Origin of the sequence: Streptococcus oralis SK304 (assembly GCF_000287715.1) — a bacterium.
In the GTDB taxonomy this organism is placed as follows: domain Bacteria; phylum Bacillota; class Bacilli; order Lactobacillales; family Streptococcaceae; genus Streptococcus; species Streptococcus oralis_Y.
The window spans coordinates 469,348-492,537 of record NZ_ALJN01000016.1 but is presented as its reverse complement, the minus strand read 5'-3'; the positions used below and the strand labels follow the sequence as shown (position 1 = coordinate 492,537).

27 protein-coding genes and 1 pseudogene are annotated in these 23,190 nt (G+C 39.3%); 24 read left to right on the top strand and 4 right to left on the bottom strand.

Annotation, left to right across the window (positions count from 1 at the left end; all coding sequences use genetic code 11):
• Positions 1-61: 61 nt before the first annotated feature.
• The 4 genes and pseudogenes from HMPREF1125_RS09255 (at position 62) to HMPREF1125_RS09240 (ending at position 2,574) form a co-directional block, all read left to right on the top strand.
• Positions 62-946, top strand: a pseudogene (locus tag HMPREF1125_RS09255) (DUF4300 family protein).
• A gap of 93 nt (positions 947-1,039) precedes the next feature.
• On the top strand, positions 1,040-1,360 hold the full coding sequence (locus tag HMPREF1125_RS09250) for a hypothetical protein (RefSeq protein WP_000344813.1): 321 nt from the start codon (positions 1,040-1,042) through the stop codon (positions 1,358-1,360).
• 38 nt (positions 1,361-1,398) lie between these two features.
• Positions 1,399-1,710 (top strand): hypothetical protein, encoded by a 312-nt coding sequence (locus tag HMPREF1125_RS09245; RefSeq protein ID WP_000351657.1) that lies wholly within the window; start codon positions 1,399-1,401, stop codon positions 1,708-1,710.
• A 48-nt stretch (positions 1,711-1,758) separates the two neighbouring features.
• Positions 1,759-2,574, top strand: a complete 816-nt coding sequence (locus HMPREF1125_RS09240; protein ID WP_000963197.1) for a hypothetical protein — start codon at positions 1,759-1,761, stop codon at positions 2,572-2,574.
• A gap of 19 nt (positions 2,575-2,593) precedes the next feature.
• Here HMPREF1125_RS09240 and HMPREF1125_RS09235 read toward each other — a convergent pair whose 3' ends face one another.
• The gene (locus HMPREF1125_RS09235; protein ID WP_000495209.1) at positions 2,594-3,613 is read right to left on the bottom strand and encodes a hypothetical protein; all 1,020 of its coding nucleotides are present in this window, start codon (positions 3,611-3,613) and stop codon (positions 2,594-2,596) included.
• Between the two features lie 119 nt (positions 3,614-3,732).
• Between HMPREF1125_RS09235 and HMPREF1125_RS09230 the strand changes: the two genes are divergently transcribed.
• The 18 genes from HMPREF1125_RS09230 (at position 3,733) to HMPREF1125_RS0102425 (ending at position 19,449) form a co-directional block, all read left to right on the top strand.
• On the top strand, positions 3,733-4,239 hold the full coding sequence (locus HMPREF1125_RS09230) for a YfbM family protein (RefSeq protein WP_000525327.1): 507 nt from the start codon (positions 3,733-3,735) through the stop codon (positions 4,237-4,239).
• A gap of 48 nt (positions 4,240-4,287) precedes the next feature.
• Positions 4,288-4,692, top strand: a complete 405-nt coding sequence (locus tag HMPREF1125_RS09225; RefSeq protein WP_001030857.1) for a hypothetical protein — start codon at positions 4,288-4,290, stop codon at positions 4,690-4,692.
• Positions 4,693-4,848: 156 nt separating this feature from the next.
• Entirely contained in the window at positions 4,849-5,676 is an 828-nt protein-coding gene (locus HMPREF1125_RS09220) for a CbrC family protein (protein WP_230454492.1), read from the top strand.
• A gap of 18 nt (positions 5,677-5,694) precedes the next feature.
• Positions 5,695-6,168 carry a hypothetical protein gene (locus HMPREF1125_RS09215; RefSeq protein WP_002883139.1) on the top strand — a complete coding sequence of 158 codons (474 nt, stop codon included), beginning with the start codon at positions 5,695-5,697 and terminating at the stop codon, positions 6,166-6,168.
• 26 nt (positions 6,169-6,194) lie between these two features.
• On the top strand, positions 6,195-6,749 hold the full coding sequence (locus HMPREF1125_RS09210; protein ID WP_000723613.1) for a hypothetical protein: 555 nt from the start codon (positions 6,195-6,197) through the stop codon (positions 6,747-6,749).
• 10 nt (positions 6,750-6,759) lie between these two features.
• A complete protein-coding gene (locus HMPREF1125_RS09205; protein ID WP_001265715.1) occupies positions 6,760-7,257 on the top strand; it encodes a hypothetical protein in 498 nt (165 codons plus the stop codon).
• Between the two features lie 48 nt (positions 7,258-7,305).
• Positions 7,306-8,100 carry a DUF4261 domain-containing protein gene (locus HMPREF1125_RS09200; protein ID WP_000670380.1) on the top strand — a complete coding sequence of 265 codons (795 nt, stop codon included), beginning with the start codon at positions 7,306-7,308 and terminating at the stop codon, positions 8,098-8,100.
• 43 nt (positions 8,101-8,143) lie between these two features.
• Positions 8,144-8,611 (top strand): hypothetical protein, encoded by a 468-nt coding sequence (locus HMPREF1125_RS09195; RefSeq protein ID WP_000817467.1) that lies wholly within the window; start codon positions 8,144-8,146, stop codon positions 8,609-8,611.
• Positions 8,604-9,620: a hypothetical protein gene (locus tag HMPREF1125_RS09190; RefSeq protein WP_000533837.1), complete on the top strand. Its 1,017-nt coding sequence runs from the start codon at positions 8,604-8,606 to the stop codon at positions 9,618-9,620. Before HMPREF1125_RS09195 ends, HMPREF1125_RS09190 begins: the two co-directional genes overlap by 8 nt.
• Positions 9,621-10,212: 592 nt before the next feature.
• Complete coding sequence (locus HMPREF1125_RS09185) at positions 10,213-11,673, top strand: aminotransferase class I/II-fold pyridoxal phosphate-dependent enzyme (protein ID WP_000732144.1); 1,461 nt, start codon at positions 10,213-10,215, stop codon at positions 11,671-11,673.
• Complete coding sequence (gene speE, locus HMPREF1125_RS09180; protein ID WP_000366713.1) at positions 11,674-12,534, top strand: polyamine aminopropyltransferase; 861 nt, start codon at positions 11,674-11,676, stop codon at positions 12,532-12,534.
• Complete coding sequence (locus HMPREF1125_RS09175; protein ID WP_000088762.1) at positions 12,531-13,790, top strand: saccharopine dehydrogenase family protein; 1,260 nt, start codon at positions 12,531-12,533, stop codon at positions 13,788-13,790. The genes speE and HMPREF1125_RS09175 overlap by 4 nt, the downstream gene beginning before the upstream one ends.
• Entirely contained in the window at positions 13,790-14,917 is a 1,128-nt protein-coding gene (nspC, locus tag HMPREF1125_RS09170) for a carboxynorspermidine decarboxylase (protein ID WP_000764395.1), read from the top strand. Before HMPREF1125_RS09175 ends, nspC begins: the two co-directional genes overlap by 1 nt.
• A complete protein-coding gene (gene aguA / locus HMPREF1125_RS09165; protein ID WP_000573459.1) occupies positions 14,914-15,999 on the top strand; it encodes an agmatine deiminase in 1,086 nt (361 codons plus the stop codon). Before nspC ends, aguA begins: the two co-directional genes overlap by 4 nt.
• Positions 16,000-16,008: 9 nt before the next feature.
• On the top strand, positions 16,009-16,884 hold the full coding sequence (gene aguB, locus HMPREF1125_RS09160) for an N-carbamoylputrescine amidase (RefSeq protein ID WP_001246714.1): 876 nt from the start codon (positions 16,009-16,011) through the stop codon (positions 16,882-16,884).
• 144 nt (positions 16,885-17,028) lie between these two features.
• A complete protein-coding gene (locus HMPREF1125_RS09155; RefSeq protein WP_000759216.1) occupies positions 17,029-17,766 on the top strand; it encodes a TraX family protein in 738 nt (245 codons plus the stop codon).
• A 106-nt stretch (positions 17,767-17,872) separates the two neighbouring features.
• Positions 17,873-18,571: a response regulator transcription factor gene (locus HMPREF1125_RS09150; RefSeq protein ID WP_000146578.1), complete on the top strand. Its 699-nt coding sequence runs from the start codon at positions 17,873-17,875 to the stop codon at positions 18,569-18,571.
• A complete protein-coding gene (locus HMPREF1125_RS0102425) occupies positions 18,571-19,449 on the top strand; it encodes a sensor histidine kinase (RefSeq protein WP_001106749.1) in 879 nt (292 codons plus the stop codon). Before HMPREF1125_RS09150 ends, HMPREF1125_RS0102425 begins: the two co-directional genes overlap by 1 nt.
• Positions 19,450-19,487: 38 nt before the next feature.
• On the opposite strand, the gene HMPREF1125_RS09145 is transcribed toward HMPREF1125_RS0102425, so the two are convergent.
• The 3 genes from HMPREF1125_RS09145 to HMPREF1125_RS09135 form a co-directional block, all read right to left on the bottom strand.
• Positions 19,488-20,240 (bottom strand): ABC transporter permease, encoded by a 753-nt coding sequence (locus HMPREF1125_RS09145; protein ID WP_000581959.1) that lies wholly within the window; start codon positions 20,238-20,240, stop codon positions 19,488-19,490.
• A gap of 10 nt (positions 20,241-20,250) precedes the next feature.
• Positions 20,251-21,159, bottom strand: coding sequence for an ATP-binding cassette domain-containing protein (locus HMPREF1125_RS09140; protein WP_000859685.1), 909 nt, complete (start codon positions 21,157-21,159; stop codon positions 20,251-20,253).
• Positions 21,160-21,300: 141 nt separating this feature from the next.
• A complete protein-coding gene (locus tag HMPREF1125_RS09135; RefSeq protein ID WP_000593602.1) occupies positions 21,301-22,110 on the bottom strand; it encodes a Cof-type HAD-IIB family hydrolase in 810 nt (269 codons plus the stop codon).
• Positions 22,111-22,256: 146 nt separating this feature from the next.
• On the opposite strand from HMPREF1125_RS09135, the gene HMPREF1125_RS09130 reads away from it, so the two are divergent.
• Positions 22,257-22,718 carry a MarR family winged helix-turn-helix transcriptional regulator gene (locus HMPREF1125_RS09130; protein ID WP_000049665.1) on the top strand — a complete coding sequence of 154 codons (462 nt, stop codon included), beginning with the start codon at positions 22,257-22,259 and terminating at the stop codon, positions 22,716-22,718.
• The gene (locus HMPREF1125_RS09125) at positions 22,711-23,139 is read left to right on the top strand and encodes an EVE domain-containing protein (protein WP_001138493.1); all 429 of its coding nucleotides are present in this window, start codon (positions 22,711-22,713) and stop codon (positions 23,137-23,139) included. Before HMPREF1125_RS09130 ends, HMPREF1125_RS09125 begins: the two co-directional genes overlap by 8 nt.
• Positions 23,140-23,190: the final 51 nt, after the last annotated feature.

The following is a 23,190-nucleotide window of genomic DNA, read 5'->3' as shown; positions in this document are numbered from 1 at the left end:
GAACTATAATATAAGAGAAGCTAATCGACCTGAAAAATCTTAGTAAATAAGGAAATATTTTATGAAAGTATCTAAAAAAATCAGATTAATGAGCTGCTGTGGTTTAGCTTTCTTTACTTTAGCTGCCTGTGGTACAAACCAAAACTAATCTACGGAAAAACAGAATAGTTCAACTACTAAGGTGGTTAGCTCAGGTAAAGAAAGCTACAAAGGAACCTATAGCAGCCTCAATAGCAAGGAAAGTTCAGAAGAAGTTCGAAAAGCCTTGGCTGCACATTTGGATAAAGATAGTGTCGATGCATTTTTCAACTTTGTAAATGATTATAACGCGACTGTCGGTTCAGTAGGCTTAACTGGAGATTTTTCTACATTTACCAAAACAGACTATGATGTTGAAAAGATAAGCAATCTTTGGGCTCCTAAAAAGGGTGATTTTGTCGGTACCAACTGTCGTATTAACAGTTATTGTTTATTAAAAAATTCTATCGAAATTCCTAAATTAGAGAAAGATGATTCTCTCTTGTTTGTCGATAATGATGCCATTGACAAAGGTAAGGTCTTTGATGCAGAAGACAAGGATGCTTTTGATATTTTATTCTCAAGAGTCAATACCGAAGCAACGACAGATGTTAAGGTGCATGCTGCTAAGATGGAACAGTTCCTTTCTCAATTCAAGTTTAATGAAAATGCTCGAATGCTGTCTGTTGTAGTTCATGATGACTTGGATGGTCAATCTCTCTTTATCGGTCATGTCGGCATACTTGTGCCAAGCGAGGACGGTTATCTCTTTGTCGAAAAGTTAACCTTTGAGGAGCCTTATCAAGCTATCAAATTTGCAACCAAGGAAGATTGCTACAAATATCTAGATACAAAATACGAAAACTATACAGGTGAAGGTCTAGCGAAGTCCTTTATTATAGATAATGATAAGTGGGTTCAACTCTAAAAATAGTATTTTGGGGATGATTTGCCTAAAGAGTGGGATAAGAAGTTACCAACCGAATGATAGTTAAATTGATATGATTAGAGGACAGCAAGCATGGATGAATATACATTAAGAGTTGTAAAAATTGATAAGGAAGCTATTTTTGAGTTTATCTACGAAACTTTTATATCGCAAGAGCAAGAACTACTGGATCTGTCGCCGGTGGATGTTATCAATGATTGTGCTATGGATTGGGAAAAGGGAGAGTTTATCTTTGCAGCACATCTTCAGGAAAATAGTCTGGGAGAATTGAATCCTCTTCCCAAAGATATTGATATCCAAGAGTTGCTGAAAAAACTACCTGTTACAACAGATTCCGTTCTTGGGCAAGAGAGGATTTATAGAGATTTTTCATTCGACCAATTAAAAAAATAGTATAATAAAAGTAAATAAAATACTCATAAGGAGACACAATGGATATTAAAGATTTTACAGAAAAAGAACAAGAGATGATTAAAAAGGGACTCACTTTCTCTAAGCTTAACGATAAGGAAACTGCCGATAAGATTATCGCATTAATTCCTCAAGATATGATTAAACGGATTCCATTTTTTGTTAGAAAACATGCCATTACACGTACTGTTAAGAGAATCTCGCTTGAGCATCCAGAGTTGTATGCTGTAGCTGAACAAGAAGGTCAACTTCCTGAAAAGGAAGCTCAAGAATTGCGACAAATTCTTACAGATATTTTCCAAGAGAAAATGAACAAGCATAAGATTAAATAAGTTTTGAGTTTTATCAATAAGATGTCGATTGTGCATTAGGAGTTGAGTATGGCTATTGATGGCGTTAAAATCATTGACAGTGATCAAGGTTATGACATTTACAATGAGGTAGTTGGTCGCTATAGAGATGGTGAACATGTAGCAAATATCATCAAGGATATTCTCGATGCGGAAAAAGATTACTGTCAAACAGACTTTTTTACAGAAATTTATTGGACAGCTCTTGCCTACTCACTGTGGAAGATTGGTCACCTGACAGCCGACATCAGAGATAAAACATTAGAGCTTATCAAAAAAGGGGCTGATCCATTTTGGTTGGAAATAGATCCAAAGGCTTTGAAGCAAAGGCAGAAGGTCTTGGAAAAACTTGCAGTTCAGTTGCAAACTGAAAATCCTAGACCTCTAAAGGTTCCTAAAGCCAAAGCTAAACGCAAACCTTACTTTGAAGAAGGGGATATCCTTGCTGTCAAGTTCCAAGATGAGTATGGTCTTGTCTTTGTATCTATGGTTGATCAGAGTCCTAGAAAGCTTGAGTACCATCTGGCTTGCACGCGCCTCTTACAGACAAAAAAGCCCACAATCGCTGATTTTTTGACCAGTCATATCTCCTGTAAGATGGACAATACAAAGTTTGCTCTGGTTACAGATTGCTGGTTCAATCACAAAGATTTAGGGCAATTATTAGAAAATATTGAAAAAATTGGACAGGTGAAACTTAGACCTTTTAGTCTTTGGATGCTAGCACCAGCCCAAAATTTAGAAGATATTTATGAAGAAATCACTAGAGATATGGGCTCTTCTGGCCTTCGCATCGAAACCTATAAACTTGTCGATGATGTTTTTTTCAGTTTAATGCTTATGTGATAAAGGGGAAAATGGTCAATCATTCCCACATACTGTGTTGAGCTCTAACACCATAACTATCTATGGAACCATCTGAATTGAACTTGGCTTCAATCCTGTATCTTTTCCAGAGGTCGTAATCTGCCGTTTGAATGGTTAGGATGTAGTTTGAGTCAGTCTCAGCGACATTGTAATCAGCAGGATTGACTTCAAAGATATCGATTAATTTTCTTGTTTGAAAATCTTGGAGCTTGAGATTTGCTAAACTGACATGATTGATAGAAATCCCCTGCAATTGATGGGCATCCTTAGGCGTTCTATAGTAGGTAATGACACAGTTTTTGAGTTGATCAGTATCTTTGCCAGTAGGAGTAAGGATCATAAAACCATAGGACTGATCTTCACGCTTGATTTCGAGAAGCTGGCCGTAGTAGAAATGGTCGTTTTTTGGATTGGTGATAGGACTATTTGCACCTTTATCTTCGAAGGTGAAACCTTGCTCTAAAAGCTCGGAAGCCTTGCTCTCCCCGATAATGACAGTGGTATCTTGAATGGTTACTGGAACAGGTTGAGCTGGAAGACCACTCATCATCATGCAAAACATAAAAACATAACTCGTTAAAAAGGCTGTCCCGACAAAAGCGTTGGTTGATGCATAAGCATGACTGTTATGAAAGTTTTTTCTTATAGCTAGTACAATAAATTTACCAATACTTTTTAAAACCATACTAACAAGTACGATAAAAAATTGTTTTTTCAAACATTCATAAATTGCTTGCGGAAAGCTATTGCCATGATAGTAGAAGCCAGCCAATACCAGTAGATTTACAATTAAATAGATCAGCAAGAACCAATGAATCTCTTTAAGGGCATTAGCATCTGTGATTTCTTCATAGTCAACGTGAATTCTACCTTGAATGGCATGGCCGAGTTTATAGATCCATTTTGGGACATCTTTCCCTTGTCTGACCGCAACTACAAGTCTGATATAGAGATAGATAGTAAAGGACAAGGATAGAAAGAAAAGAGCATAAAAACCCAAAACAATACTAGTGAACATTACTATTTCCCCCTATTTAACATTCAATAAAACAATTTCTTAGCTCCATTATAGCATTTTCTAGGGAAATAGAGCTAGAAAGATCCGTATAATACTAACTGATTCAAAGGAGTAAAATCATGGGAATGATTGCCAATTATCAATATTTACCAGACGATGAATTAGATCAAATAAAAGGTCTTTCCAATCAAGAAGATGACTTGTTAGATTTTGCAGAGGATTCCGCTGATAGTCATGATATCTTACTAGATATTGACAAAATGTGGGATGCCTTGGTCTTTGTCTTGACAGGATTTAGTAGTTCAGAATTTTTGGATGACAATCCCTTGAGAGAAGCGGTTTTAGGAGTGACTCCTTTAGAAGAAGTGTCTGAGTACATAGCCTATACTGAAAAAAATAAGATAGCCGAAATCATAGAAGCTCTAGAAAGTTTTGACATGCGCAGAGCCTTGGAAGACTTTAGTATGGAAGCCTGCAAGAAAGCCGACTTGTATCCTGATATTTGGGATTATCTTGAGGAAGAGGAAGAAATCAAGGATGAAATTCGAATCAGTTTTGTAAATATGAAAGAGTTTTACAAAAAGATTCTGGAGCTCAATGGAAATGTCCTGGTCACTATTTGTTAGAAAGTTTATTAAACATTCCTAAAAGAATAAAACTGCTTGAGGTAATAAATGAACAAAGAAGATTTATTGGCATTATGGAAGGGAATAAGCTGGGAAAAACATGATTCGGGGATCTATTTTCTAGGGCGATATCTAAATAAAGACATAAATATTTATTTTACAGGTTACTGTGAACAGGATTTGGTCTTATTATCAGATGATTTGATGACTAGTTTATATAGAAACTTGGAACACCTTGATAAAAAAGCTCAAAAGGTTATCCATGATAATTGGCCTGATAAAGCAGTTACAGAACTGGAATTAAGGGAGTTAATCTTGGATAAAAGTAGTTCTTATGGCGAATTTGCTCTAGGTTATGATGCCGGTGTCTCTCCAGCTGGATCCCTTTATCTTTTAGTGAAATTCGACAAATATTTTCAAGTTGATAGAGAGCTTGTGTATGAAATTTACTAACTGTCTGACAATAAGAGGTTAAAATCAGGTGATGAAATGAAAGATTTATATAAAGCAATGTTAGGCTTAAATGATATTGTCCTCGTCACCATTTGTTAATCAGAATTTATCCATGTAAGAAAAGGTAGTCAGATGAATCCATATTTATAAGAATATATCACCCGGACAAGGGAATACCATGCTAAAGATGGAAAGCCTTCAAGTGTTGCGGCACTCTATGATTTGGCTGATGAATTAGCTAAGTCTGATGATTTAGAAGCTAAAAAAGTCTTAGTTGACCTCTATGAACAATTGGGTCTCTACACTAGTGCCTATAGCTTATTTACCGAAATCTTAGATAAACCAGATCGAAAACAGAAAAAGAAACTGAGCCGTTTACAAGAAATGAATCAGAGTCATGGTGATCGTTATGCCCTTCCTCGTCCCCTAAGAAAAGAAGATAAAAAGCAGAGTCAGGAGTTATTACAGTCTTTGCCACATTTTCTCTATCATCCAGATCCCTTAGCTACAGGTTCATTTGTTGAAGGAGAAGCCAAGCTTTGTCCATCTTGTGGGAAAGAAAGCAATATTTATTATGACTTGATCCCTTATTGTATTGACAACATAGAGAACCTTTGTCCATTTTGTATTGCAAATGGTCAAGCAGCTAAAAAATTCGATGCAGAATTTATCCAAGATGCCGAGTGGCAGGGTGAATTGGATCCAGAAAAGAATCAGCTGCTTTTTTGTCAGACCCCAGGCTACTCTAGTTGGCAGGGAGAATATTGGCTTTCTTGTTGCCAAGATTATTGCGCTTACTTGGGTACAGTTGGAACTCGAGAATTGAAGGATATGGGAATCGCTGAGCAAGTCTTGGAAGACTATGAAGCGCGTGAAGAATATCAAGAGGTAGAAGACTACTTGGTCAAAGACGGGCCTATCTGTGGTTATTTGTTTAGATGTCTACATTGTCAAAAATACCATATCTGGGTTGATGCAGATTAAATCGAAATGTGATTAGCTATGAAAATTAAAGAGAAGACTATGGAAGAACTAGAATTATTCGAAGCTGCCTCCAAAGATTTATTTGATACTATGCAGGGATTTAAAGACAATCTATCTGTTCAATTTCCCCTATTAGATAGTGATAACTGGCAGTATGATAAGGGATCCATAAAAGTTTGTAAGGCTGATGAGTCAGGATTCAAAAAAAGATGTAGAGTCGGAATCAGCTACAATTTGAAAGTCCCCCTATTAAACGAAGATGCCGAGCAAATCTGGCTACTGTTTAAAGACTGGTTCAATACTAGCAGATTGAGTCAAGTTGGAAGAAATCTTAATAATGAGGATTTGGGAAGATATGTCTTCTCAGCAAGTTCCCCTCTAGGTGATCAGGTAGATTGTTCCATTTATTTGCCTAATGAGTGGAATATCCCTCAGATTAGCTTTTCAGGCTATCTAACAGCTCGTTATAGGGCTTGTGATCTTGATAAATAGCAAAAATAAGATGGAGGTTTTTAGAGATGAAAAAGATTAATTGGGACAAGATAAAGACTCGCTTAGATGCCTTGCTGGTCATTGACGAATATCTAACAGATCCGAGTGAGGATTGGCTCAGACTCGTGATTAAGACTGAGGAAGACTATGGACTCCGCTACCTTATTGACAATGGCTCTGGTGATTCTTTAGATGTGATTTTGACTGATAAAATGATCCTTATAAAAGGCTTTGATCATGAAAGCAGTTTAAGCCAGTTTGCTGCTGACGAGTGGAATCAAGATATCATCGATGGTTTTTATAATGGACTGGATGAAAAGTATGTCTCACTTTATTCAGAAGAACAAAAAGATGAAACAACCTTCTTTATCTGGTATGACGGTCACGCGCATCAACACACTTACCAAGATCAGGATGGCGGAGAATGGTTGCTCTCTTACCTTTTTGATAGCTTTGAGAGATTTCATGAGTTTGTGACTGACTATTATGAAATTACCGTAGATAAAGATTTACTTAGGAAACTCTACATGGATGGACAACTTTCAGACATAGAAGTAAAGCAATTAATCCAGGAAAGTTAAGAGAGTAATCATGAGAGTGAACTATAAAAATACCCCTGAAAACTATCGAGCCATGGCGGAAATAATCATCCCACCCTTGCTTAATTTACTCAAAAGTTTAACCTTGTTAGAAGAGGAAATTTTTGAGCGTAACAGAGCACTGGATAAGGAAAAAGAAGCCCTTAGCATCCCAGCAAATCAAGTTCATCCAAAGTGGAATGATCTTATGGATGACTATTTTCATAGACAAATCCAACTTATGACTGGACAAGTGACTCGAAAATGCTTGGAAGGAGGAGTTCGAAATTCTTATGGCTCCCCAAGTGAGTATAACTATGTTCAAACGAATGATTTTTCTGTAGATTTTATCATGACAAAAGCTGAAGAAGCAAGAGTCATCACCCATTATCAAGAAGCTTTAGAAATGAAGCATCAGTTTGTACTTAGATTGGTGGATGGAAATTGGCTACTTGATGAGAAATTCTACGGTTTTGAGGATGAGGAAACTTGGTATGACGACTCACTTTAAGCAAGATAGCTTTGCTTCCCAACTGATATGAGAAAAAGGAGAAGTCCTATGAAATTTTTAAAAAATCTATTTGCTAGGAAGAAAGAAAAGTCAGAGAAGAAAAAACAACTGATCTTGTCCATGCCGCTCTTCAAAGGCAAGCAGGCCTATTCTTTAGACCAGATCGTTCAGGAATTGAAATCTCACTGGGGACTTGAAATTTCTGAAGTTTCTGGGGATGATTCTAGTTCAACCTTTGTGATTGATGGTGCTCTCGTTGCGCTGGCTTTAATGGATTTGCCTATCCCAAGTCAAGAATTTGAAGAATTGTATGCCTATTCTTACCTCTGGCAGGATGTTGAGAAGGAAACACAAGAGCACACACAACACGCCATTGTTTCTATCCTGTCTGACAATCTTTCGCCAGTAGAAACTTATTCCCTATTAACTAAAGTCAATGCCTCTATCTTAAAAACTAGTCAATCAGCTATTGGTATTTATCAGGGTTCTACCACCTTGCTCTTACCCAAAGATCTTTATCTAGACCTGACTGACCTTTTGAAAGAAGAAATGCTTCCACTTCAACTCTGGATTTATATAGGAATTATCAACCAGGGAGATAAAACTAGTATTTACACTTATGGTTTGAAAGAGTTTGGAAGAACTGAGATTGAAATTATCGAGTCTCCTATGAATAACGATGATTTATATTATTTCCTCCTGTCTATTCTTCAGTATGTTTTAGGCAGTGACGTCACCTTAAAGGACGGTGAAACCATTGGCTTTTCAGAAGATCAAAAAATCAAAATCACTGAGTCAAAAGCCGTCTATTTGGAAGGAAATTCCTTGAAATTAGATGTTTAAACCATGATTTATAATTGAGTGTCCTTCCTAGATTGGGAGTTTTATGAAGCGTGATATAAACAAGTATTATCTCTACCGATTTCTGGTCTATAGATTTGAAAAACTCTCTTGTAAGAACCCAAGTCTCAAGGAAATAAAACCAGAAAACAGAGAAAAAATCGTTCTAGAGGCTACTCGAACTAGTCAAAAGATTATTCTAGTCCTTGGAATTCTTTATGTTTTTCTAAATTCTGCTATGTTCATTTACCTAAGGCTCAATGATTTTCAAAATCCCTTTTTGACTTGGTTTACTGACTACATCGACTATTTGGGGGTACTGATAAACGGTGAATGGGGCGGTAGTTGGCGTCAAAAGAAAGCTAGTTTTTTGATGATTGCTCTAGTGGCTTTACCCATTGTGCTGATAGAAGGCGGCCCCTTCTTCTTGCTGGTTTTATTGATTGGGAATTGGGTACTAAAGAGAAAGATAAGATTTGAGAGAGAACATAAAGGAGTAGAGAGCCATGGGTAGAACAGTGATTATAGGTACTTTAATTGCTTTTGCAATCTTTAATCTGCTGCTAGGTCTGGGTTTTTATCTCTTTCTAAAAAAGAGGAAAGAGAATGGACAGTCATTGTACGAAACGCCTGTAAATCAACAAACTCGAACAGAAAAACTGGGTCTAGGCGAGATTTTGGTCTACCTGACCCTGATTGCCATCGCAGAGATCTTTGCCTTTCAGACCTTAAATAGAGGCGGTGTGGGGAATTCTATTTTAGCCAAAATGATCCTCCTACCTGCTCTAATGGCCCTTTTCAATGCAAGAAAACGAACTGGGAAGTCTATGCTTGCACTCCTTATAACTTTGATGGTCTTTCTAGTAGGAGTCACGTTTAATCTCACGATTGGTTTGCCACCTCAAGCACCGATTTTACAAATTAATGAAAGTAAAATCATTTTAGCTGAAACTAAATCCAGTGAGCTGATGGACGCTGGATTTGACATCTATGTAAGACAGGGCGATGGTGGTAGCGACTATGAAGACCTCCTTACAAGTAACAGTTTCCAAAAGTATCCTGGAGATAAAACAGTTACCATCGAAAAAGGCTTCAGGCTTGATAGCAATGCTGTTCCTTACGCTCCCTATCTCCTAGCAAAAGATGGCATAGTACTGGGCAGTATTTCCTTTTACGGTGCTGAGGACCATGATGTGGCTATAGAAGATTCTAAGGTTATTCAGGTTCGATTTAACAAGGACAGTATTGAGGCAGCGAAAAAACATTCTATTACTTTCAAATTAAATGAACTTGACTTGACTACACGACTGGATGTTTCGCTTGTTCAAGAAATTTTCAAGAAGCATCTATGGTCAATTCCACCATCAAATACAAATGATGTCACTCAACTATGGTATGGATTAAAGTGGTCCAGCAACAGTGATTCGCTATTTTGGAATGAGTACTATGGTCTCATCCGCCTAGATGAAAATTATATGATGACTGATTTTGAACTAGCTGTTCAAGTAGCACGAGATAAGTAGATAAGATTTTGAATAACTGACTATACTTATGATTCAACAAAGGAACTAATCAATTTGGTTCCTGTTTTTGTTTTTTGATTTCAATTTTAAACGGTTTCTTTTTATTGTTGAGTAATATTTCACGAACAAAAAAAGAAATTGTTTAAAAAAGTTTCACAAAATCCTTTACAAGCTCTTATAAACATGGTATAGTTATAAGGCTTAGAAAATGAGATGATGTTTTCTAGCAAATATAAACCCGAGTAAAAAATGCCTACGGACAGGCAGGGTTGAATGCCGAAGCGTGGTTGAAAAGCCACATTATTGATAGGGTTAAAAGCCTACTTTTATAAGTTGATGTTAGGACGCTTGTCCTAATTCATAAATTTTTAGTGTGGTGAAAGCACACGTCATCTTGTGAAACGATCAATAAAGTACGTAATATTTGCTACTAGAGAGTTAGGAAACATCAGGAACAGACATACTCAACAGAAACCAAAATACACACGTCAGAAGATTGCAGAGCAGGTGAAGACCTGCTCTTTTTTCATAAGTCAACCTTTAGTCGCCTCTATCTTCTTGAGGTGCTAAAAATACGGTGAAGGAGTATGTCTTGAAGAAGTTAGATCAAAACCAAGCCCCAATTTACGAGGCCTTGGTCAAACTACGCAAGAAAAGGATTGTTCCCTTTGATGTGCCAGGTCACAAGCGTGGACGAGGAAATCCAGAACTTGTCGAACTGTTAGGGGAAAAATGTGTTGGTATTGATGTTAATTCGATGAAACCATTGGATAATCTTGGTCACCCCATTTCGATTATTCGGGATGCGGAGGAATTAGCTGCGGATGCTTTTGGTGCAGCCCATGCCTTTCTCATGATTGGCGGTACAACCTCATCAGTTCAAACCATGATTCTTTCCACCTGTAAGGCTGGAGATAAGATTATTCTGCCACGAAATGTCCACAAATCTGCTATCAATGCGTTGGTTCTATGTGGAGCCATTCCCATCTATATCGAGATGAGTGTGGATCCTAAAATCGGCATCGCTTTAGGTCTTGAAAATGACCGGGCTGCCCAGGCCATTAAGGAACATCCAGATGCTAAAGCTATCCTAATCAACAATCCTACTTACTATGGGATTTGTTCAGACCTCAAGGGTTTAACGGAAATGGCTCATAAAGCGGGCATGCTGGTTTTAGTGGATGAAGCCCATGGAGCGCATTTGCATTTTACAGATAAATTGCCATTATCTGCTATGGACGCTGGAGCGGATATGGCGGCGGTTTCTATGCATAAGTCTGGTGGGAGTTTGACCCAGAGCTCCATCCTTCTTATCGGGGAGCAGATGAATCCTGAGTACGTTCGTCAGATTATCAACCTGACCCAGTCTACATCTGCCTCTTACTTGTTGATGGCTAGTCTGGATATTTCGCGTCGGAACTTAGCTCTTCGAGGCAAAGAATCCTTTGAGAAAGTCATTGAGCTATCCGAGTACGCTCGTCGTGAAATCAATGCTATCGGTGGCTACTATGCCTACTCAAAAGAGTTGATAGATGGTGCATCGGTCTGTGATTTTGACGTGACCAAGCTGTCAGTTTATACTCAGGGAATTGGGCTAACAGGTATCGAGGTTTATGACCTCTTGCGAGATGAATATGATATTCAGATTGAATTCGGTGATATCGGCAATATCTTGGCCTATATTTCCATCGGTGACCGCATCCAAGACATTGAGCGTCTGGTCGGTGCTTTGGCGGATATCAAGAGACTCTACTCAAGAGATGGAAAGGACTTGATAGCTGGAGAATATATCCAACCCGAGTTAGTGCTATCTCCACAAGAAGCCTTCTATTCAGAAAGAGAAAGTTTAACCTTGGCTGATTCTGTTGGACATGTCAGTGGGGAATTTGTCATGTGTTATCCTCCAGGGATTCCAATTTTGGCTCCTGGTGAACGTATTACACGAGAGATTGTGGATTATATCCTATTTGCCAAAGAACGTGGTTGCTCCCTCCAAGGGACGGAAGATCCAGAAGTCAATCATATCAACGTCATTGAAAGAAAGGAGAACTAGATGGATTTATGGTTTTCTGAAGTTCATACTCCAGATGTGAAACTGTCCCTGAGAACAGCCAAGCAACTCTACGCTGGTAAGAGTGAATGGCAGGATATAGAGGTATTAGATACACCAGCTTTTGGAAAGATATTGATCTTAAATGGGCATGTCTTGTTTTCAGATGCAGATGATTTTGTTTACAATGAAATGACCGTCCACGTACCCATGGCTGTCCATCCTAATCCTAAGAAAGTTTTGGTTATCGGGGGTGGTGATGGCGGTGTTGCCCAAGTTTTGACACTGTATCCAGAATTGGAACAAATCGATATTGTAGAACCAGATGAGATGTTGGTTGAGGTTTGTCGTGAGTATTTCCCAGACTTTGCTGCAGGGCTAGATGATCCTCGTGTTACCATTTACTACCAAAATGGTTTACGCTTTTTACGGAACTGCGAGGATGATTACGATATTATCATCAACGATGCGACGGATCCATTTGGACATACGGAAGGGCTCTTTACCAAGGAATTTTATGGCAATAGTTACCGTGCTCTCAAGGAAGACGGCATCATGATCTATCAGCATGGGAGTCCCTTCTTTGACGAGGATGAGTCAGCTTGCCGAAGTATGCACCGCAAGGTCAATCAAGCATTTCCAATCAGCCGAGTCTATCAGGCTCATATCCCAACCAGTCCAGCTGGATATTGGTTATTTGGATTTGCATCAAAAAAATATCACCCAGTCAAAGATTTTGATAAGGAAGGATGGAAAAAACGTCAGCTTTTCACGGAATACTATACTGCAAACTTACACGTGGGAGCCTTTATGTTGCCTAAGTATGTTGAGGACATTTTAGAAGAAGAGGAAGGAAAAAAATGAGTCGTTTATTAGTTATCGGATGTGGGGGCGTTGCCCAAGTTGCTATTTCAAAGATTTGCCAAGATAGCGAAACCTTTACAGAGATTATGATTGCTAGCCGTACCAAGTCAAAATGTGATGATTTGAAGGCTAAATTAGAAGGCAAAACAAGTACAAAGATTGAAACAGCTGCTCTTGATGCTGATAAGGTAGAAGAAGTGATTGCTTTGATTGAAAGCTACAAACCAGAAGCCGTTTTGAACGTAGCTTTACCATACCAAGACTTGACCATTATGGATGCTTGTTTGGCAACAGGTGTCCACTATATCGACACAGCTAACTACGAGGCAGAGGATACAGAAGATCCTGAGTGGCGCGCTATCTATGAGAAACGTTGTAAGGAACTTGGTTTTACAGCCTACTTTGACTACTCATGGCAATGGGCTTATCTGGAAAAATTCAAAGAAGCAGGCTTGACTGCTCTACTTGGATCTGGTTTTGACCCAGGTGTAACCAGTGTCTTTTCTGCTTATGCTCTCAAACACTATTTTGATGAAATCCACTATATCGACATTTTAGACTGTAATGGTGGTAACCACGGTTATCCATTTGCGACAAACTTTAACCCAGAAATCAATCTCCGCGAGGTTTCTGCGCCAGGTTCTTACTGGGAAGATGGAAAATGGGTCGAAGTCGAAGCTATGTCTATCAAGCGAGAGTATGATTTCCCTCAAGTTGGACAAAAAGATATGTATCTCCTTCACCATGAAGAAATTGAATCATTGGCGAAAAACATTCCAGGTGTCAAACGGATTCGTTTCTTTATGACCTTTGGTCAATCTTATCTAACGCACATGAAATGCTTGGAAAATGTCGGACTCCTTCGTACAGATGCTATTAACTTTAACGGCCAAGAAATTGTACCAATTCAATTTTTGAAAGCCTTGCTTCCAGATCCTGCAAGCCTTGGCCCACGCACTGTCGGTAAAACAAATATCGGATGTATCTTTACAGGTGTCAAAGATGGCGTTGAAAAGACCATCTACATCTACAATGTCTGCGACCATCAGGAATGCTACGCAGAGGTTGGTTCACAAGCTATTGCTTACACTACTGGAGTTCCAGCTATGATTGGGACAAAATTAGTTATGAACGGAACTTGGAAACAACCTGGAGTTTACAACCTTGAAGAATTGGATCCAGATCCATTCATGGAAGCTTTGAATGAGTATGGTTTGCCATGGGTTGTAGTTGAGAATCCGCAAATGGTGGACTAATGAAGCTAGAACAAGTAACAACACCAGCTTACGTCATTGATTTAGCAAAACTAGAAGAAAATTGTAGCATTCTGCAAGAGGTTCAGGAAAAGGCAGGTTGCAAGGTTTTGCTTGCCCAAAAGGCGTATTCCCTTTATAAAACCTATCCCCTAATTAGCCAGTATCTATCTGGTACAACAGCAAGTGGTCTCTATGAGGCCAAGCTAGCTAGAGAAGAGTTCCCGGGGGAAGTTCATGTATTTGCGCCTGCTTTTAAGGATGAGGATTTGGATGAATTACTTGAGATAACAGACCATATCGTTTTTAACTCGGAGAGACAGTTGCGTAAACATGGCCGTCGTTGTCGAGCGGCTGGTATTAGTGTAGGTCTCCGTATCAATCCTCAGTGTTCAACTCAGGGAGATCACGCGCTCTACGACCCTTGTGCGCCTGGCTCTCGGTTTGGAGTTACCTTAGACAAGATACCAAGTGATTTGCTGGATCTAGTTGATGGCCTTCATTTTCATACCCTTTGCGAGCAAGGTTCAGATGATTTAGAGACAACTTTGAAAGCAGTAGAAGAGCAGTTTGGTCCTTATTTACATGAGGTTAAATGGCTCAATATGGGCGGTGGCCACCATATCACAAGAGAAGACTATGATGTGGATTTGCTGATTTCAGAAATCAAGCGTATCCGAGAAACTTACAATCTTGAGGTCTATATCGAGCCGGGTGAAGCCATTGCGCTCAATGCGGGTTATCTAGCAACTGAAGTATTGGATATTGTAGAAAACGGTATGGAGATCTTGGTTTTAGACGCCTCTGCGACCTGCCATATGCCTGATGTACTTGAGATGCCCTATCGCCCACCTTTGAGAAATGGATTTGAGGCGCAGGAAAAAGCCCACACCTATAGACTTTCTTCCAATACCTGTCTGACGGGTGATGTGATTGGTGATTATAGTTTTGAAAATCCAATCCAAATCGGTGATAGACTTTATTTCGAAGACATGGCTATTTACTCATTTGTCAAAAATAATACCTTTAACGGTATTGGCTTGCCAAGTCTCTATCTCATGGACGAGCAAGGTAACTGTAGCTTAGTCAAAGCCTTCGGCTATCAAGACTTTAAAGGGAGATTATCATGATAGAAACTCCGAAAAAAGCAGGCTATCGTATGCCAGCAGAGTACGAACCCCATCATGGTACCCTCATGATATGGCCAACTCGACCAGGTTCATGGCCCTTTCAAGGAAAGGCTGCCAAAAAAGCATTTAGCCAGATTATCAAGACCATAGCAGAAGGGGAAAGGGTTTATCTTTTGGTGGAGCAGGATTATCTATCTGAAGCCAAATCCTATCTTGGAGACAAGGTCGTTTATTTAGACATTCCTACCGATGATGCCTGGGTTCGTGATACTGGGCCGACTATTCTCGTCAATGATAAAAGAGAAAAGTTGGCAGTCGATTGGTCTTTCAATGCCTGGGGTGGTGCAGTCGATGGTCTTTATCAAGACTATGAAGCAGATGACCAAGTAGCTAGTCGTTTTGCTGAGGCCTTGGAAATGCCTGTTTATGATGCTAAACCTTTTGTACTGGAAGGAGGCGCGATCCATAGCGATGGTCAAGGAACCATTCTTGTGACTGAAAGTTGCCTACTCAGTCCTGGACGCAATCCTCATCTCAGTAAAGAGGAAATCGAAAACACCTTATTAGAAAGCCTTGGCGCTGAAAAAGTTATCTGGCTTCCCTATGGTATTTATCAGGACGAAACCAATGAACACGTTGACAATGTTGCTGCCTTTGTTGGTCCTGCGGAACTTGTCTTGGCTTGGACAGATGATCAAAACGATCCCCAGTATGGTATGTCTGCAGCTGACCTTGCCCTTTTAGAGAAGGAAACGGATGCAAAAGGTCGTCCCTTCACTATTCATAAGCTTCCTATCCCAGCTATTTGTCAGGTTGTCTCTAAGGAGGATTTACCAGGCTATACCTATGAGGAAGGGGAAGAGGAGCGTTATGAGGGCGAGCGTCTTGCGGCTTCCTATGTCAATTTTTATATTGCCAACAAGGCTGTCTTAGTTCCACAGTTTGAGGATGTAAACGACCAAGTGGCTTTAGATATTCTCAGTAAGTGTTTCCCAGACCGTAAAGTTGTCGGTATACCAGCCAGAGATATTCTCTTAGGTGGTGGCAATATCCACTGTATCACCCAACAAATCCCAGAATAGGAGAGAAAAATGAGAAATGTGAAAGTTGCAGCGATCCAGATGCAATGTGCCAAGGATGTGGCAACAAATATCCAAACAGCGGAACGTTTAGTTCGACAAGCTGCAAAGCAAGGAGCCCAAATTATTCTCTTACCTGAATTATTTGAACGTCCCTATTTCTGTCAGGAACGCCAGTATGACTACTACCAGTATGCCCAGTCGGTGACAGAAAATACAGCTATTCAGCATTTTAGGGTGATTGCTAAAGAACTGCAGGTTGTTTTACCAATCAGTTTCTATGAAAAAGATGGTAATGTCTTGTATAACTCTATTGCCGTTATTGATGCAGATGGTGAGGTTCTTGGCGTTTATCGGAAGACCCACATACCAGATGACCATTATTATCAGGAAAAGTTTTACTTTACGCCTGGTAACACTGGTTTCAAGGTCTGGAATACTCGCTATGCTAACATTGGTATCGGTATTTGTTGGGATCAATGGTTCCCTGAAACAGCGCGCTGTCTTGCGTTGAATGGGGCCGAATTGCTCTTTTACCCAACAGCTATTGGTTCAGAGCCAATTTTGGATACAGACAGTTGTGGTCACTGGCAACGTACTATGCAAGGGCACGCAGCAGCAAATATTGTCCCAGTCATTGCAGCCAATCGTTATGGTTTGGAAGAAGTCACTCCTAGTGAGGAAAATGGTGGACAGAGTTCCAGTCTTGACTTCTACGGTTCGTCCTTTATGACGGATGAAACAGGAGCTATTCTAGAGCGAGCTGAAAGACAAGGTGAGGCTGTTCTGTTAGCAACTTATGACCTGGATAAGGGTGCAAGTGAACGCCTAAACTGGGGCTTGTTTCGAGATAGAAGACCAGAAATGTACAAACGGATTACGGACTAGAAGGTATCTTTCATAATAAATTTTTGATATTCACGCCTGTCTTACAAAAATGTAAGATAGGCTTTTAAAATGTAAGATGGGTGTACGATTATACGTGGAAATGTATGCTATACTCTATGTAGATCAAAAAGAAAGAGGTTTATTATGAAAAAATGGAATGCGACGCAGTTGAAGTATCTGATGGTGGCAGTAATGGTTCTAGACCATATCCCTCATATTACAGGAATCGTTTCTCCTCTGTGGGAAGGTATCTTTCACGCCTTGACCCGTTGTGTAGGAGTTTGGTTTGCCTATATGGCTATGGAAGGATTCATCCATACTCGGAATTTGAAAAACTACCTCATCCGCCTTTGGAGTTGGGCGATTATCATGTTTGCTGGAAATAGCCTACTCAATGCCCTATTTGCATCCAAAGGAGTAATGGTAAATAACAACATTTTCCTGACTTTGGCCATCGGTGTCACCATGCTTTGGATTGGTTTTCCCAGAAAAGAGTTGGATAAAAAGGAGAAGTTGTGGCGTCGGATTGGAGTTGCTGGGCTCTTGATTTTCGGTTGTCTTTTTACTGAGGGTGGAATCACCATGCTACCATTTCTCTTGATTAGTTACTCTTGTCGAAATCGCAAGGGATTGCGAAATCTCCTATATGCCTTTCTGTGGGCCTTCTTGTTAGTGACTTCCATCCAAATTTACGACACTTGGCACCAAACACTAGAAATGATGCTTTACAATTCTGACTGGCTCTTTGTCACCGTATTTCCTTTTATGGCACTTTATAATGGACAGCGAGGAAAAGAAACTAGTTGGAGTAAATATTTCTTTTATATTTTCTACCCGACTCATCTATGGATCATAACTTTGATTGCTTATTTGGTTAAATAGATTCAATTTCCATTAGCTCCATCTTACTTAAAATGTGAGAGGAGCTTTTCTGTATCTGGAATTCCTAACAAAACATGTTATAATAGTTTTAGAGAGGACGAGGTTTATGGCGAGCATTCTTGTAATTGAAGATAATAATGAAATCCAGGAAATTTTAAGAACCCTTCTTACAGAGGAACACGAGGTGATCCAAGCATTTTCTGGCACAGAAGGTATCATGCAATTTGACAAAGGTGGCATTGATCTCGTTTTACTAGATATCATGCTCCCTGGGAAAAATGGTGACCAAGTCTTGCAAGCTATTCGACAAACGAATCAGACTCCGGTCATCATGCTTACTGCTTTAGGTGATAAAAAGCTCATCAGCCAATATCTACTAGACGGTGCCAATGATTATGTAGTAAAACCTTTTGATTTGGACGAAGTCTTTGCCAGAGTCACTGTGCAATTACGCCAAAGTGGAGAACATCAGTCAGGAGATCGAAGAGAAATTGATAACCTCGTGCAAAACTTTAAAAATATCCAATTCGATGCGGATAGTTTTGAAATAAGTAGCACAACTGAAACCATTCGCCTTGCAAAGAAAGAGTGCCAGATTCTTCAAATGTTGCTCCATCATCCTAAAAAAATCTTCACCAAGGAAGAACTCTATGAATTGATTTGGGAAGAAAGTTACCTGCCTGGAGACAATACGCTCAACACCCATCTAAGCAATCTCCGTAAAAAACTGTATCAACTGGATCCAAATCATGAGTACATTGAAACCATTTGGGGAGTTGGTGTTCGATTAAAAGGAGACAAATAATGAATTACATTTTGATATCAATATTACTCCTTACTAACATTATTTTGGCGATTTCTTTGATTCGCTATCATATAGCAATTAGAGATTTAAGCAGACAAATCGAAGAAAAGATTCGCTCTGGTAGCATGAAGAGGATCGGGATAAATTTCTTTTCAAAGACCATTTTGCGTCTACATAACCAAATTGAGAATCTATTTCAAGAGGTGGAGCAAAATCAGCTAATCATGAAGCGTGAAAAACACACCCTGGATATGGCCATCAGCAATATCGCCCATGATATTCGGACACCTTTGACAATCGCTTCAGGATATACTCAGCAACTAATAAAACACCCCGATAATAGTCAGGAAACTTTAAGCAAAATAGCCCATCATCAGGATTTGGTTTCCAAACGTTTGGAGGCTCTCCTTGAATACCGTCATTTGATGGAAGGAGCAGTCAAACCGAAACTGGAAGAACTTGATTTATCAACTTTTATAACGAAAAAAACTTTATCCTATTACGATGTTTTTCAAACTTCACATATTGTTCTTGATTTTAACGTTGAACCAGGATTGAAAACGACGACTGATGAGGACTTGCTTGATCGAATTATACAAAACCTCCTTGGAAATGTTCTCAAGCACGGCAAGGAGAAGGCTCGACTTTCTTTGAAAAAGGAAGAAAATAGGCCTGTTTTGGAAATTGGTAACCTAGTCAAAAAATCTATCAAGAATATAGACAATCTCAGTAATCGTTTTTATTCTGAAAATATGTCGGATACAGAAGAATCCTCTGGTTTAGGTCTCTATATTACTGAGGAATTAGTTCATCTTCTTGGAGCGGATATGAAGCTAGTTGCTGATGGAGAATGGTTTTCGGTCTTTATTTATCTTTAACAGAAGAAACCTCCTCTATATCCTAGAGGAGGTCCTTTTTATAAGCTCTTCTTCTTGAAAACGGTAAGGCCGCTAAGAGAGAAGAAAAGTATGATAGCGATGCAAACCGTAATGGTATAGAGAACGGATTGACTATCAGCAGTCATGGCATAGGCAAAATTTAAGCTCAGATATCGTAAAATTGCGATATTTGGAAAGATAAGCATTGGCACAGAAAGGATGATAGAGCTGACCAGATAGCCGATAAATACGGCAAGATAGGAGTGAGTCAGGTAGAGAATGAAGGAAACAATCGAAAGCCAGGCGAGAAGGCAGAGAAATTGAAGGAAAATCGTTAAGAGGAGGTTTGTAATAAAACCATCAGGCATCGTACCAAGTCCGTTTAGTAGAGTTGAAGGAACAAAAGCAATCACAAGGCTGGCGATGAGCTGCAAGAGAGCGATACTTGCTAGTACAAAGGATTTAGCAAGGAAAAATTCTGTACGAGAAACGCCGACTGTCAAACTATTTTTATAAAGCTTACCGATTAGATCAACTCCGAGAACGAGACATGCTAGAACAATGCAGAGAAAAACGAGGTTTGAACCATTGCTAGACGTGTTGATAAGAGCTTGAACGCCGTCCCAACCATGGGTTGGAGTCTCTGGTGGTGTTGTATCTACTGCCATTAGATGTCCTGTAGCACCAATAGTAGCACCCATTAACATAAGTATAAAGAGAATGAATTCTGTAATCCAGAATCCTTTGGAGCGGAAAAGACGGTAAAAATCTGCTTGAATGGTGTGTATCATGATTTTTCTCCTATTCTACTAATTGGGTGAAGTATTCTTCTAGGTTTTGACGGGCAAAGTAAATCTCATCAATAGCAACATCGGCCAAAGTTAGTTGCTTAAGAATCTGTTTGACATCTTGTTCATTACCAAAGATATGGATTTCATTTTCAGGATTGACAACCTTAAATTGGAGTTGGATTTGTTCTTTCAATACCTGACAAGCTCTTTCTTTATCGCTTGTTTTAAGCACAATATAATCCTCACTCAGTGTTTCAAATTCAGCTTTACTGATTTCACGGATAATCTTACCTTGATCCAGAATACCAAAGCGATTAGCTAAGAGATAGAGTTCTGACAAGATATGGCTAGAGATGAGGATAGTTATTCCTTTTTCTTGATTGAGCCGCTGGATCATGAGACGAAATTCTTTGATCCCAATTGGGTCAAGTCCGTTAATGGGTTCATCAAGAATCAGGAAATCAGGTTTGGATAGAAGGGCAATGGCGATACCAAGTCTTTGTTTCATTCCTAGCGAGAAATCACGAAAGACTTTTTTCCCTGTATCTGACAACCCAACATAGTCCAAGGTCTCATGAATCACCCTATCAGCATTTGGAATATGGCGAACCATACAATAATATTTCAGATTTTGATAGGCTGTTAAGTGATTATGGGCTACAGGTGATTCGATAACAGAACCCACTCGAGATAAAGCCTTGGTCCACTCATTTTGTTCTTGACTAGAAAAGAGGGAGACTGTACCTTTGTCCGCAAACAATAATTGTGTAATGATTTTGATAAGAGTAGTTTTCCCAGCTCCATTTTTTCCAATTAGACCATAAATATCTCCCTCTTTTATGGTTAGACTAAGATCTTGAAGAATAGCTTGTTGGCTGAATTGTTTGGTCAGTCCATGAATTTCGAGTACTGTTTTCATGATTTTCTCCTTTTGATTTATTTTTCTAACTTTAGTATAAGCTATAGAAATCAAAGAAAGTTCAAGTAATTCTAAAGAGTTTCTAAAGTTTTGTAATTCTAAAAAAAACAAAACCCAGTTGATATGAACTGGGCTTCTCAATTATAAAATATACTTCTCAATGGCACGCGCAACGCCGTCTTCTTCATTGCTGGCTGTAACGTCATTAGCAAGGGATTTGACATAATCACTGGCATTTCCCATAGCAATGCCCAGTCCTGCAAACTGAAGCATTTCGATATCGTTATTAGCATCGCCTATGGCCATGATTTCTGAGGGCTCGATCTTCAAAATCGCAGCTAGTCGAGAAAGAGCAGTAGCCTTTGTCGTCCCAAGTGGCATGGCTTCATAAATAACAGGTTGCGAGCGAACTCCGCTAAATCGTTGACAGAGTTCTGTCGCAAAACGCTGCTCAAAATCGTCTGTTTGCCCTTTGGTGCCCAAAAACATACCTTGGAACATACGATACTTGCCACTAATCGCTTCCTCAAGGGAAATTTCAGTTAAGTCTGAAAAGACGAGCTTGGCATCATTTTGAACAATTTCATTAGGCTTGCCACCGAGGACAAAATAATGTTTCTCATCAAAAAGAGTCAGCTGGACGTCGCTTTTTTCTGCTAGGTCATAGAGGTATTCGATGTCAGCTGGACTAAGTTCTTGCCAGTCAACTAGACTCCAGTCACTGGTCTGGTGGGTTGAACAACCGTTATTGACAATGACGTACTCGTTCTGGAGGTCAAGTCCTAGTTTTTTATAGTAGGGAAGGACACCGAAAAGCGGGCGACCTGTACAGAGAACCAGTTTGACACCTTTTTCAATGGCTTGGTGAATGGCAGTGATGTGGGCTTGCGGGATTTCCTTGGCTTCATTAAGGAGGGTTCCGTCCATATCCAAGGCAAGTAGTTTAATCATAAGACTTCCTTTTCTAGGTGTTTTGCTTTTATTATAGCATATAGACTATAAAATGTCTGACAGAATTGTAACATTTGACTTTCCTTTTCTTGAAAAACAAAATAAATTCTTATATAATATGTATACTTAATATTTAAGGAGAAATAATGTCAAAGTATCACTTTAATTCAATTTACAAAAATGATGAAACAGAGTCTACAGGTCTTCTTTTCATCAAAGTCTACAACAAGTGGGAAAGCAACTTAAAAAGAGTTTTGAAATCAGTTGGCCTCACTTTGCCCCAATTTATCGTTTTAACCTCTCTCTTGTTTCTGTCTAATAGAGAGGAATATGTAACGCAAGTTGATATTGCTCGGTTCACTGGAATGGATGTCATGACGGTTTCCCAGATTGTTAGGCTACTGGAGAAGAAAGACTACATTGGACGCGATCAACACCCAAAGGATAGTCGGGCAAAACTTGTCTCAGTGACGAATTCTGGCGCGGAGAAGGTCAATCAAGCTTTGCCTTTAGTAGAAGGTGTTGATGAAGAATTTTTTGAAAAACTATCTAACGATAGAGAAGTTTTTAATCGCTTTTTAGTAGAGTTGGAGGATAAAAATGCCTAGATATTGGGTCGGAGTTGTTTCAAAGAACCATGTTTTAAGAGGAGTTGAAGGGAATTTTTGTCAGGTCTGTCATGGAAAGGGCGGCCCCTTAAACCGTATGAAAAAAGGAGACTATCTTTTATACTATAGTCCAAAATACGATATGAACGGTCAAGATAAGTTACAGGCTTTTGTGGCCGTAGGTAAAATTATAGACGACAAGGCCTATCAAGTAGAGCAGTTTGAAGGATTCTTTCCCTTTAGACGAAATGTCGAGTATTATCAACCAGTCAAAGATTGTTCCATAGAAATAGCCAGACAACATCCTGAATGGAAAGACTATACTTCTCGCCTCCGCTATGGGCATTTTGAAGTTTCCAAAGACTTTTTCCTCTATATCTTTCAGCATATGAAAGTGGATGATGGAGGATTGATTTCCTAGTTAAATGATTGTCAACTAGAATTTTGGATTTGGACTGTGAAGCGAACTTTG